Below are 12,505 nucleotides of genomic sequence, written 5' to 3' on the forward strand. Positions count from 1 at the left end.
CAACGCCTTTATTTTAAAGTTACCAGCGCCATTTCATCACTTCGAATTACGCCTGTTAATCCGGTATTTGCAGTTGGTGAAATTTTTGAAACTATTCTGCTCGGAATCGAAATATCAAAATCAGAAATCAGAATAGGAAAATCAGAATGAATCTGTATCCCTTCATTCACTTTTTTCAACAAAGCTTTTACTTCGATTTCTCTTGATTTTCCGTGTACGGTTATTTTTCCTTTAATCAAATATTCTTTTTCAACATCATTGATATCTTTCAAATCAAATTGTGCAATTTTACCTTTAAAAACTGCTTTAGGATAGCGCTCGCTTTCTAAATAGTTTTCATTAAAATGTTCTTGCATTAAATCTAATTTGAATCGGAAATCTTTGATGATTACCGTACAAACAAAATTACTGGTTTTAGGTTCTAAAACTATTACAGCCGATCTGTTTACTGCTTTTATTTCCTCCAAAAGAGGAATAGATGCCTCAAAATTTACAGTGGCTGTGTTGGTTGTAAATTTTTCCTGTGCATATAATGAAAATGCAGAAAAAAGTAAAATAAGTATAGTAGTTCTTTTCATAATCGTCAGCATAAAACAATTATGTCACTCCATTTTTTAGGCTAATAAAACAACTGAATTATCTCAGTCTTGAAAAATCGAATGGCAATATTCCGTTAAAAATCTATGTATTAATATATTACTTAAATTTACGAAATTTAACAGCCTTATTTGTTACACATTTATGCTAAATATTTGTGAAATTTTCATTGTTTGAAATAAGATTATGAAATGTGAAATACTTGTTGGAAAATGCAAATTGATTATCCTTCAACCTCTGTGCAAATCTCAATTAAAAAACCATCCAAATCTCTCACATAAGAAACAATTTGTCCCCACGGTTTTTGAGTTGGTTCTTTTACTAATATTGCTCCAAAAGAAGTTGCTTTTTGTACCAATGCTGGAACATCATCTGTTATAAAACCTATTTCAATTGCAAAAGGTTTTGCTTCAGGATTACTTTCGATAAAACCATCTTCTAAATTTTGTCCTGCCAAACTTTTTGACGCAAATGAAAGCGTAGTTTCACCCGTAATTAATTCGCCATAATCATTATCCGGTGAAATAAATTTTCTCGAAAAATCAAATACATTTTCATAAAATACAATTGACTTTTCGACATCTTCTACATATAATATAGTATATCCGAACTTTACCATTTTTTAATTTTTTAATTATTAATAACGTAATTTAAATTTACAAAAATTTTGATAGGCAAATTATCCAATTTCCAACAAAACATTGTATTTATCCAGACTTGCTAAATCTTCTATTGAATTTACATTCGTGATTTTAGCATGTTCTTCGACTTCTTTTTTAGCTTCAATTTGTTTGATGCATTTTCTAAATCTTCTTACTTCATCCAGACTGGACAAAATAAGTCCCGGAACCTGTACGCTTTTACCTTCTTTATCTTTGGCAACCATTGTAAAATAAGAAGACAGGCAATGTTTTATAGCGCCGGTCTGGATGTTTTCGGCTTCAACACGAATACCAACAATCATCGAACTGCGGCCAACATAATTTACCGAAGCTTTCATGGTAACCAATTCGCCTACTTCTATAGGTTTCAAAAAATTCACCGTATCAACCGAAGCAGTTACGCAATAATTACCGCAAAATTTTGATGCCGATGCAAAGGCAATCTGATCTAATAATTGTAGAATATATCCTCCATGAATCTTGCCGCTAAAGTTGGTATGCGACGGCAGCATCAATTCTGAGATACTAATTTTTGAGGAAGAAACGGGCTTAAAATCTGTAGTCATGTTTATTGTATTCTGTTTTTGGTTAGGTTTAATTTAGAGATTGACTTTCGTCGGTATTGGAGGCTCTTATAATAATATTTTCCGGAAGCGATTTTTTGGCCTTCGCTCCCATTTTCTTTAATCTTTCAACGCTTGAAATAAGATTTCCTTTTCCATCAACCAGCTTGTTCATCGCGTTTTCATATTCGGTTTTGGTGTCTTTTATTTTGTTTCCAATTTTAACCAAATCCATCACAAAACCTTCAAATTTATCATATAAAGCACCGGCTTGTCTCGCAATTTCAAAAGCATTTTCCTGCTGTTTCTGATTGCTCCACATACTATCAATTGTTCGCAAAGTAGCTAATAAAGTCGTTGGCGTAACAATCACGATATTGCGGTCGAAAGCTCTGTTATATAAGGTAGAATCTTCGTTTAAAGCAATGGCAAATGCGGGTTCTATGGGAATAAAAAGCAGGACAAAATCCGGACTTTCTATTTGATATAAATCGTGATAATTTTTACTTCCCAATTGTTCAACGTGTCTTTTGATGGAAAGTACATGCTCTTTTAAAAAATCAATTTTAAGAAGATCTGATTCTTCATTAACCCATCTTTCATATGCCACAAGAGAAACTTTAGAATCAACAATCATTTTTTTACCGTCAGGCAAATTGATCACCACATCAGGCAAAACACGCGCGCCGTCTGTGTTCGTAAAACTTTGCTGTACTTCGTATTCGCGGCCTTTTTCTAATCCTGATTTTTCGAGAACACGCTCCAAAACCAATTCGCCCCAATTTCCCTGCATTTTGCTTTCACCTTTTAAGGCTTTGGTTAAATTTAAGGTTTCCTTGCTCATTTGAACATTCAGTTCGCTTAAACCAATAATTTGCTGACGTAAAGCGGCGTGATAATCGATACTTTCTTTATGAGTCTGATCTACTTTTTGTTCAAATACATGAATTTTATCCTGTAATGGCAACAAGATATTTTTCATGTTTTCACTATTTTGTTCTGTAAATTTTGCCGATTTTTCTTCGAGAATTTTATTGGCCAGATTTTCAAATTCTTTGGTAAATTTTTCCTGAAGCTCTGTTATCTCTGCTTTTTGTTCTTTATGACGTTCCCATAAATTTTCAAAATCTACTTCTTTTTTTGAAAGTTGAATTGCCAGACTATCTTTTTCTGTTCGAATGTGTTCCTTTTCTGCATTATTGAGCTGGAGTAATTTTTCAAAGCTTCTTTTGTCATTTTCAAATTGTTCTTTTTGCAATTGAAGCTGATGGTTACTGGAATTTAACCTTTCTTCTAAACCTACTTTTTCAGATTGAAATTTAGCCGAAAACAACATTTTTCCAAAGTAAATACCTGGAAGAAATGCGATTACAAAAACCACTAAAAACGGAAGAAAATCAAACATAACTAAGTTATTTTTTAAGTAAAAGTACGCAATAATACGTAGTGCCGAATTTTAAAATTTAAATTTCACGAATTATTATCAATTCAAAATTAAACAAACATTTTGAACCATTTTTCAAAAAAATAATATCAAAAAAAGTCGTTTTACGCAACCTTTTTAAAATATGATTATCTACTAAATATAACTTATTAAAAAATGATCATGAAAAAATTAATGCTTGGCTTATTTATAGCTTTTGGGATTAGTGCCTGCTCTCTTAACAACGACGATTTTAATACTAATTGCGGTACTGATGTAGATGTGCCTTTTACAGGATTTCCTCTTTTATGTAATTATAGTGTAAAAACTTTACCTAATAATCCACTTGCTGTGTTGGTAAGAACGCAAACTGAAATGGATGATAATTTTACAAAACACGCTAATACTTGTCCTGTTGCAAGCGATCCTAATATTGATTTTACAAAAAATTATTTGGTTGGAGTTTATGCCGGGGTAAAACCAACAAGTGGTTATGAAATAAAAATGACTTCGATGGTTGAAAATATGTGCGAAATTGTGATTAATTTTTATGAAAAAAGCCCACAAGCCGGTGAACAAATTACACAAACGCCTACTTATCCTTCAGATTTTATTTTGATTCCTAAAACATCAAAACCAATCATTTTTAACAGAACTACGGAATCTCCGGATAATATCGTTATTGGAACTTTTGCAAGTCAATGTACAGGAGGAGATTGTCAAAAATTCTTTCAGTTGAATGACTTCAATATTCTTAAATTTCAAAATGTTGCTGCCGGAAACTACAGTTTTGAGCAATATAAATATACAAACACAACAAAAAGAGGTGAATATACTTCATTCGTAAAAAATGTTCCTGCTGAAATTCTGAATATTAAAGGACAAACTAAAACTTACGGTACTCCTGACGGTGCTGATCAGGGTGGTGTATATTTTCAACTTCGTCAGGCTGGAACTATAACTAAAATTTACATTGATAATAACGACACTGCAGATCAAAGTGACGTTATAAAAGTTTTCAAAAAAGCCATTCAGGATAAAGTTATAAGTTTAAAACAATAAGATTATGAAAAGACTTTTATTGTTTTTTATTGCCTTTGGTCTTTTTTCAAGTTTTATTGCTGCTGAAAAAGCAAACATAACTTCTGAATCAATCGTAAATACCTGGATTTGGGAAAAATCAATTGGAGGAACGAATAATCCTTATGTTGCAACCCCAAAAACCAGCGGATACAGCAAGAAAGTTGTTTTTACTTCTAATGGAAGAGTCATCACTTATAAAAACGATGTCGAGATTAGAAACAGTCCTTATGAATTTGAAAAAGGAATAGGTTTCTCTGACCAACTGGAACATGATCTTATTACGTTTGAAGGCAAGACTTATGTAATAGAAAAGCTTGACAATCAAAACCTAACCATTTTAAGCAATAACTCAGATGCCAGCCGTACTATTTATAAGCGATAGCATAATGAGTTAAAAAAAGCTAATTTTGCCAAAATAAATAACCACTTTTTGAAAGACGATTTAGACAAATATATTCGACAGTGTATGCAAAATGACCGAGAGGGACAACTGAAAATATATCAGTTGTTCTCTCCCGTTTTGTATGGTATTTGCCTAAAATACATGAAAAACGAAGATGATGCAAAAGACGTTTTTCAGGAAGCATTTGTTATTGTTTTTCAAAAAATAAGTCAATATAAATTTGAAGGAAGCTTTGAAGGCTGGCTCAAAAGGATTTTTATAAACAAATTGATTGAAACTTTAAATAAAAAGAAAAAAGAAAGTTTCTTTCTCGATGTTTTTGACCCGGATACTGATTTTATTGAAGAGCAAGAAGTCGATATTCCTCAAATAGAACAAGAAAAACTGTTAGAATATATTCGAGATTTGCCAGATCAATACAGGACGGTTTTTAATTTATATGTTTTTGAAAAAATGAAACATAAAGAAATAGCCGAATTACTAAAGATTTCAGAAGGAACATCAAAATCAAATTTAAACAGGGCCAAGCGCATTTTGCAAAAGAGAATTTTGAGCATAAAAAATTTTAAGACAGCATGAAAAAGCAAAATATAGAAGATATTTTTTCATCAATGGAAAACTTTTCAAGTGTTCCGCCTCCTGAATTATGGGGTCAGATTGAAGAAAAACTAGACAAACCAAAAAAGAAAAAAAGAGCGATTCTTTGGTGGTCTGCTGCCGCATGCTTATTATTAGGTTTGATGCTCCCTACTGTTTTACATTTTAGTTCTGATGCCGGAATTAAAACTATCAATACTAGCTCTGAAAAAAATAATAACGTTGTTCTCGAGGAGAAAAAATTAGAATCAGATGATTCAAAAACCAGAAGTATTCAGGAAAATAATATCCAAAACGAAACGACGAACAAAATAAACAATCGCGAAAATGCCGTTGTACTTGAAAACGCCGATAATTCTGTTAAAAACGAATCAGATCAAAAAAATCAAAATCAAAAAACTACAGTTAATTCTTTAAATTCAAAAAGAACAAATCATGAAGGCGTTTTAAATGGAAAATCAAATTTAGAAGTAAATAAACCAAATCAGGCTGTAGCCGAAGAATCATTTGCCCCAAATAATGACAATGGATTTAATACCGCTTCTAAAACTAAAACATTAAATTCAGAGAAAAGAAATTCAAATCAGGCAGTAGCCGGAAAATCTTTGGTTCCGAATAATGAAAAAACATTTAATTCGCCTTCTCAATATCAAATACCAAATACTGAAAAAGTAAAAGCAAATCAGGCTGTAGCCGAAAAATCATTTGTTCCGAATAAAACCAATTCATTCAATACAGATTCTAAAAATCAATTTTCGAATACGGAAAAAGCAAATAAAAATCAGGCTGTAGCCGAAAAATCATTGGTTCCGAATAAAACGAATTCACTTAATACAGATTCTAAAAATCAATTTTCGAATACGGAAAAAGCAAATAAAAATCAGGCTGTAGCCGAAAAATCATTGGTTCCGAATAAAACCAATTCATTCAATACAGATTCTAAAAATCAATTTTCGAATACGGAAAAAGTAAAAGAAAATATAGCTGTAGCCGAAAAATCTTTTGTTCCGAATAAAACGAATTCATTCAATAAGGATTCTAAAAACCAAACTCCTTCTTCTATTTTTGAAGATAAACTGAAGGCAAATAATACCAATAATGTGGCTTCAAATCCGTTTAACTCAGCTTTAAACAAAGATAAAAAAGCTAATACAGGTATAAACGAACCTAAAAATGAATTTATAATTAACGAAAAAGCGATCGCTAACAATCAAAAAAGCAGTTCTAAATTTGGCGATGCATTAAGCAAACAAGATTCTGTTCAGTTGGCCGAACTTCAAAATTTAGAAAAAGGAATTGTAGCCGTAACGCCTGAAACTAAAAAAGAAAAAGAAGAGAAAAAGAACGCTATTGCCAAAAATGAAAAATGGGCGGTAGAAGTTTTTGCCGGTGTTGCCAATTCTGAAAACTATAAAAAAGATAAAACGTTAGGAAACATAAACGATTCTAAACAAAGTAATAGTTACGGAGTAAAAACAAAATACAAAATCAACCGAAAATGGGCTGTAAGTTCCGGAGTTAAATTCAACGAATTGGGACAAAGTATTGCTGATGTTTCTTATATGAGAACAACAAATGCTTTTTTAACCCAAAGCGATTATTTTAATCAAAATGTATCGGTTGCCGCTGCTCCAATTTCGGATAATTCCAATTATGTATTTGTTCCTAAAAATACGATAATGGCGTTAAAAAGTGATAATGTAGAACGTGGAAAGTTAGATCAGAGTTTGAGATATCTGGAAGTTCCGCTTGAAGTTTCATACTCTGTTTTTAATAAAAACAGAGCCAATATCAGTTTGAATACCGGCGGTTTTGTGGGTAAACTAATTTCTAACAATATGGCTCTTAATGGCAGTTCTATTGGAGAAAATGTAAATGCAAATGATTATGTGTACGGTTCATTGTTGAGTACGACATTACAATATCGTATTTATAAAAAAACCAATGTATTTGTAGAACCTGCGATGAATTATTATATAAATCCTTTAAACGAGCAATCTTTCAATCAGTTTCAATGGGGATTTAATTTTGGATTAAATGTTAACTTTTAATGTTGTATTTATTGTAATTTCGGAAGAAATATAACATTAAATGACTTCTAAAAAGAATTGGGAAGATTCGAAATCGTTTCCAAAAAGTTTACTTATTGCCAAAGAACTGGTTTATGATGTTTGCGGTTTTGATTGTTCTGAACCTCAGCCGGAAAAAGAAAGCCATGAATATGATGCGTTTGATTTTAAAATCGGTGAAAACAGGATTAAATTCAGATCAGCTAAAATTACGCCTACAAAAACCGGACAGTTTGTAACTTTATGGAAACGCAATCAAAACGGAATTATAGAACCTTTTGATTATAATGACGAAATTGACTTTGTAATTATCAGCGTTCAGAAAGAAGATTTAGCAGGTCAGTTTATTTTCCCGAAAGACATCTTATTGAAAAAGGGAATTTTTACCACTTCAACAAAAGAAGGAATTAGAGCAACGAGAGTTTATCCGCCCTGGGATGAAACGACAAGCAAACAAGCTCAAAAAACACAGCAATGGCAATTGGATTATTTCTTATCCATTTCTGATAACACAGATTTAAATCGCACTAAAATTCTACTTGGCAAAAATTGATAAAACAAAAAGGCTGTCTGAAATTCAGACAGCCTTTTTAAATATTACTTACTTTAATTATTTCTTGATAATCTTATCTTTAAAAACAACTTTATTGTTTTCACTTAAGGTATAAAAGTAGATTCCAGATTTTAAATTACTAACCTGAACTGCAGTAGCATTACTCTCCTGCGAAGCTTTTATCTCAATTGGACCGCCAACCAAACGTCCTAAGATATCATAAAGCCTTAATTTTAAATCTTTATCATCAGCCGTTTTCACTACAATATTTACAATATCTGTTGCAGGAACGGGATACGCCTGAGCGAAACCTTTTTTAGCGTCAAAATCTATAGTAGATAAATTGTCGCTTTTCAGAGTAAAGCGAGCAATTACCGGTCCGTGATCTGAAGTTGTAGTTGTATAGTTCGCAATATCAGCACGAGGATCATAAACTGCAGTTGAGTTTGCAATATATTCATCTGTTAATTCATTAGAAATCATGATGTGATCTAAGAATCCACTTGAACTTAAATAACTGAAAGCACCTGCCTGACTAATACCTAAAGTAAGTGCATCATAATTTGCTGTATCATCAACAAACATTTTATAAGAAGAAGGATTTGGTGTAATAACAGACGCTTTTACATCATCATTATAATCTCCTAAAATGATTAAATTAGAATTTGGATAATATTGATCTAAACTATCTTTCAATACCTGAGCATCGTATTTACGCATGTTGTATTTACCAATATCGGTACCGCTATTAGCACGGGCATGAAGATCAACCAAATTAAGTAGTTTTTTTACTCCGCCAACATTCGTTTCTATTTGTACCATATAAGGCAAACGTCCTGATGAAAAAAAGCTTTTTTGAGTATCCGGATAACCAGGCAATAAATTTGGAGTTCCGGCAAGTATCTGATCATAGAAGTTCTTAAACATTACACGGGTGTTTTTTACTGTCGTTGTTTGTGTATTGTAAAGTACTACTAATTTTTGTGGTGGGAATTGTGGATCTGGTGCATCAAATGAATACGACCATGATGTTGAAATTGTTTTATCGAATGTTTTTCCGTTAATACTTATTTTTTGGATTAAAGCAGTTAAAGATGGCTCATCAGATACTTCTTGCACAACATAAACATCTGCATCAAGTTTATTCATTACTTTGGCTACATTCTCAATTTGTAATGCGTCATCGGTTGGGCCAAATTCTTTTCCATCAGAACCTTTTACATCTGTACCAAAAAACTCTAAATTATACGTTACAATATCAAAAGTATCTTCTTTTGGCAACGAAGAACCCGTAAACGAACCAATTTGTTTATTTAAACCAAAACCCGTTACTGTTAAAGTTCCTGAAATTTTTAACTGTTTTGAAGAAGGTGCAAATCTTACATAAATTGTTTTTTTATTTGCTGCTTCTGTTGCTTCAACTACAATACTAGATTGAAACGTAATATTGTCTAATGATAATTGATAATCTGCAGGAGCTGTAATCGTAATATCTCCGTAACCTTCTCCCTGAAAAACAAAAGACTGACTTGCAGATAGTGTATTTTCGTTTACAACTCCAAAATCTAAAACAGGATTTGAAGTTATATAACCTGACTCTTCCGTTATAGCAACGTCGTCTAATGACCATTCGGCTGCAAAAGTATTCCCACCTGAAGTCGTTTCGTAAACCCAGGCAACATAAGTGCTGTTAGTTTTAAATGCGCTTAAATCTATATATTGTGATTGCGCGTAAGTTCCTGTTACAGTTGGAAATTTACCATCAATTTCTGTCCATGTTGCAGTTTCAGGACTACTTTTTCCATCATAATCAGTTGAAACCATTAATTTTAAAGATGGTCCAGTGTAAAACTTACGTGAATAGAATGATAATAAGGCAAATTGAGAAAAAGTATCTAAACGTAATCTTGGCGAAATCAACCAGTCTTTGCTTGCTCCGGTATCAGAAAATCCATTTACTAAAACCGCTCCCGTTCCGGAATTTATGTTTCTTGGATCATTTGTTGATATCCATTTATTTGTAGTCCCGGCTACATTATATTGCGTCCATCCGCTGTTTGTCAATACATTAGGATCATTGAATCCTTGTATATAAGGATTAATTCCAACTCCTGATAGTGTAACAATCTTACCTGTTCCACCAATTGTTTCATGTGCAATTTGTCCTGAAAAACTGCTGGTTGCATTTGGTGTAAACTTTACATAAACGGTTTGGGATGCATTAGAAGCAAAATCAGCAGCAACAAATGTTAAAGTAGATCCAAATTTGGTATTATCTTTAGAAATAGTAAAATTTGACGAAGAAGAAGTTACGACTACATCATTAGTAAGATTTGATGCCTGTATCTGATAACTTAAATTCTCTGAACTATAATTGGCTTCAGAAAATCCTAAATCAAGAGAAGAAACTGTAGTTGATATAGTAGGAGTAGCAACACTTAAAGTTGTAGCGTCGACTTTATTTACCGTTGACTGAACATTTCCATAAGAATCTTCAGAAATAGAGAAAACAGAATACGCAGTATTAAGTGCTAAACCTGCAAAACTTTTTACATATTCCTGAGATGCATCTGTAATATTGAAAGATCCAGATTGTAAAGCTGCGGTTCCGGTTGCATCCTGACCTGCTTTTATTTGAGCAATTGTTGGTTCTGCACTTCCAGATAGTAACAGTACATAATATGTTTTTCCTGGTTCATCTAATCTATTAAAGAAATCAAAACTTTGTCCTAAAATATTATCCGTTTTTGGATAACCAGTAACAGTTACTGGTGCGACAAGGTCACTTCTGATATCAATATTATCAATTGCAAATGAAGGACGAGAGCCTCCACCTGAATTTTGCTTAGAAATCCATCTTATTTGAACTATTGGCTGATTGTCACATTCTGATGGCAATGTAACTCTTATAGTTTGGGGATTTTGAGGAGCAATGCCCGTCGTAACTGCTGTTTGAATATTTTGATAAGCTGTTTCTGATAATATTTTAAAATCTGCAGTTGTACCAACACGATATTCTAAAACCATTTCATTAATACGATCTGAATATCCTGTTCCTGTTCCTGTTCCATAAGGATTACGTATTGTCATGGCTTCATATTTAACCTGAATACCTTTTTGATTTGTAGCATCTATTGCGAATCCAATTGATAAATCGAGACTACTATTATTCAAAAATCCAATTTTACCATTATAATTATGAAAATTTCCACTCGTAGTAGCTGCTGTACTGCTTGCTATTAAAGGTCTATCGGCTACTATAGTACCGCTTACATTATAGGTAGAACCTGGTGATACACTTGCTGTCCAACCTTGAAATCCAACTGGATATGTTGTTATTGTGGCACCAAATGAAAAATCTTGCTGATAAGGCAAAGTTTGTGCCGCAGGCATTGTCTGGGCAAAAAGATTTCCTGACAAGCAACAGAAAAAACTTAAAAAAGTCATTAGGTGACTAAAAGAGTAATTGTTTTTCATACTTTTAAAATAGAGTTTTTAGAAATCAAATTTATAATCTTTAAAGTTAAGAGAATATTGTGAAAACTTAAACTTATTGCTTTCCATTTTATGAACATATTACATTAAAAATCAAATTATTTATTCCTTTATTTAATTATTCTCACATATATAAAGACTTTACAAGTTTATATGTTTTTGTACGAATTAATATATAATTATTTTTTAATACATAAAAACTTATTATTTTGTTTAAAAAAATAAAACTTTATTACATAAAAAAAGCTACCTCATTACGAGATAGCTTTAGAAATTTTATAAAAAAATACTTTATATTGCTGTATATCCACCATCGGCAATAATATAACTTCCGGTAGTAAATGATGATTTTTCTGAACTTAAAAATGTTACCAGTTCTGCAATTTCTTCGGCAGTTCCTAAACGGTTCATCGGTGCTTTTGCAGCAACGGCATTCATCATATCTTTATTTAAATTATCTTTTAATAAAGCCGTTTCGATATAACCTGGTCCTACAGCATTACAACGAATATTTTTCTGAGCATATTCTACTGCTATGTTTTTTGTTAAACCTACAACTCCATGTTTCGAAGCTGTGTAAGCCGGACTTAGCGGCGCTGCAACCTGACCATGAATCGAAGCAATATTTACAATACTTCCTCCTCCATTTTTCTCCATTTGTTCCAATTGATAACGGCAGGCATAAAATACACCGCTCAAATTAAGCGCAATTACTTTATCCCAGGCTTCCGGCTCATATTCTCCCGTAGGTTTCGCCGGTCCTCCCATTCCTGCATTATTGCAGGCGATGTCAAGCCGACCGTATTTAGAAACGGTTACCTCAACCATATGTTTATTGTCTGCCGCGCTCGATGAATCTCCTTTTACAAAAAAGGCTTCTCCGCCATTTTCCTTTATCACTTTTATGGTTTCTTCACCGTGCTCTACATTTATATCAGATATTACTACTTTTGCGCCTTCACGGGCGTAGGCTTCTGCAACTGCGCGTCCAATTCCTGAACCTCCGCCGGATACAAAAGCAACTTTGTTGTCTAAAAGTGCCATTTTAATATATTTTAAA

General features: G+C 32.6%; 11 protein-coding genes. 5 read left to right on the forward strand and 6 right to left on the reverse strand.

The annotated features are described in order from the left end of the window. Window positions 1–8 precede the first annotated feature (8 nt). From AC3QL1_RS00320 to AC3QL1_RS00335, 4 genes are all read right to left on the reverse strand, one after another. Window positions 9–578: a YceI family protein gene (locus AC3QL1_RS00320; protein ID WP_492494260.1), complete on the reverse strand. Its 570-nt coding sequence runs from the start codon at window positions 576–578 to the stop codon at window positions 9–11. A 242-nt stretch (window positions 579–820) separates the two neighbouring features. Then, window positions 821–1,216 (reverse strand): VOC family protein, encoded by a 396-nt coding sequence (locus tag AC3QL1_RS00325; protein WP_492494261.1) that lies wholly within the window; start codon window positions 1,214–1,216, stop codon window positions 821–823. Window positions 1,217–1,276: 60 nt separating this feature from the next. Beyond that, window positions 1,277–1,825 carry an acyl-CoA thioesterase gene (locus tag AC3QL1_RS00330; RefSeq protein WP_492494262.1) on the reverse strand — a complete coding sequence of 183 codons (549 nt, stop codon included), beginning with the start codon at window positions 1,823–1,825 and terminating at the stop codon, window positions 1,277–1,279. Between the two features lie 28 nt (window positions 1,826–1,853). After that, window positions 1,854–3,227 (reverse strand): DNA recombination protein RmuC, encoded by a 1,374-nt coding sequence (locus AC3QL1_RS00335; protein ID WP_492494263.1) that lies wholly within the window; start codon window positions 3,225–3,227, stop codon window positions 1,854–1,856. Between the two features lie 201 nt (window positions 3,228–3,428). Here AC3QL1_RS00335 and AC3QL1_RS00340 point away from each other — a divergent pair, with 201 nt between their 5' ends. The 5 genes from AC3QL1_RS00340 to AC3QL1_RS00360 all read left to right on the forward strand — a co-directional run bounded on the left by AC3QL1_RS00340 (window position 3,429) and on the right by AC3QL1_RS00360 (window position 7,950). Beyond that, window positions 3,429–4,307 (forward strand): protease complex subunit PrcB family protein, encoded by an 879-nt coding sequence (locus AC3QL1_RS00340; RefSeq protein ID WP_492494264.1) that lies wholly within the window; start codon window positions 3,429–3,431, stop codon window positions 4,305–4,307. A gap of 4 nt (window positions 4,308–4,311) precedes the next feature. Then, window positions 4,312–4,710 (forward strand): hypothetical protein, encoded by a 399-nt coding sequence (locus tag AC3QL1_RS00345; protein WP_492494265.1) that lies wholly within the window; start codon window positions 4,312–4,314, stop codon window positions 4,708–4,710. A gap of 84 nt (window positions 4,711–4,794) precedes the next feature. Then, window positions 4,795–5,310, forward strand: coding sequence for an RNA polymerase sigma factor (locus tag AC3QL1_RS00350; RefSeq protein WP_492494266.1), 516 nt, complete (start codon window positions 4,795–4,797; stop codon window positions 5,308–5,310). Next, window positions 5,307–7,379, forward strand: a complete 2,073-nt coding sequence (locus AC3QL1_RS00355) for a hypothetical protein (protein WP_492494267.1) — start codon at window positions 5,307–5,309, stop codon at window positions 7,377–7,379. Before AC3QL1_RS00350 ends, AC3QL1_RS00355 begins: the two co-directional genes overlap by 4 nt. 40 nt (window positions 7,380–7,419) lie before the next feature. After that, window positions 7,420–7,950, forward strand: a complete 531-nt coding sequence (locus tag AC3QL1_RS00360) for a MepB family protein (protein ID WP_492494268.1) — start codon at window positions 7,420–7,422, stop codon at window positions 7,948–7,950. 57 nt (window positions 7,951–8,007) lie between these two features. Here AC3QL1_RS00360 and AC3QL1_RS00365 read toward each other — a convergent pair whose 3' ends face one another. Together AC3QL1_RS00365 and AC3QL1_RS00370 are read right to left on the reverse strand one after the other, a co-directional pair. After that, complete coding sequence (locus tag AC3QL1_RS00365; RefSeq protein ID WP_492494269.1) at window positions 8,008–11,427, reverse strand: choice-of-anchor J domain-containing protein; 3,420 nt, start codon at window positions 11,425–11,427, stop codon at window positions 8,008–8,010. 309 nt (window positions 11,428–11,736) lie between these two features. Beyond that, entirely contained in the window at window positions 11,737–12,489 is a 753-nt protein-coding gene (locus tag AC3QL1_RS00370) for an SDR family NAD(P)-dependent oxidoreductase (RefSeq protein WP_492494270.1), read from the reverse strand. Between the last annotated feature and the right edge of the window lie 16 nt (window positions 12,490–12,505).

It is taken from the genome of Flavobacterium sp. GW823-FHT04A11 (genome assembly GCF_058796535.1).

Bases quoted from the DNA above. Each gene is read 5' to 3' on its own strand.
- AC3QL1_RS00320 (WP_492494260.1), bottom strand. From the start codon at position 578: ATGAAAAGAACTACTATACTTATTTTACTTTTTTCTGCATTTTCATTA.
- AC3QL1_RS00325 (WP_492494261.1), bottom strand. From the start codon at position 1,216: ATGGTAAAGTTCGGATATACTATATTATATGTAGAAGATGTCGAAAAG.
- AC3QL1_RS00330 (WP_492494262.1), bottom strand. From the start codon at position 1,825: ATGACTACAGATTTTAAGCCCGTTTCTTCCTCAAAAATTAGTATCTCA.
- AC3QL1_RS00335 (WP_492494263.1), bottom strand. From the start codon at position 3,227: ATGTTTGATTTTCTTCCGTTTTTAGTGGTTTTTGTAATCGCATTTCTT.
- AC3QL1_RS00340 (WP_492494264.1), top strand. From the start codon at position 3,429: ATGAAAAAATTAATGCTTGGCTTATTTATAGCTTTTGGGATTAGTGCC.
- AC3QL1_RS00345 (WP_492494265.1), top strand. From the start codon at position 4,312: ATGAAAAGACTTTTATTGTTTTTTATTGCCTTTGGTCTTTTTTCAAGT.
- AC3QL1_RS00350 (WP_492494266.1), top strand. From the start codon at position 4,795: ATGCAAAATGACCGAGAGGGACAACTGAAAATATATCAGTTGTTCTCT.
- AC3QL1_RS00355 (WP_492494267.1), top strand. From the start codon at position 5,307: ATGAAAAAGCAAAATATAGAAGATATTTTTTCATCAATGGAAAACTTT.
- AC3QL1_RS00360 (WP_492494268.1), top strand. From the start codon at position 7,420: ATGACTTCTAAAAAGAATTGGGAAGATTCGAAATCGTTTCCAAAAAGT.
- AC3QL1_RS00365 (WP_492494269.1), bottom strand. From the start codon at position 11,427: ATGAAAAACAATTACTCTTTTAGTCACCTAATGACTTTTTTAAGTTTT.
- AC3QL1_RS00370 (WP_492494270.1), bottom strand. From the start codon at position 12,489: ATGGCACTTTTAGACAACAAAGTTGCTTTTGTATCCGGCGGAGGTTCA.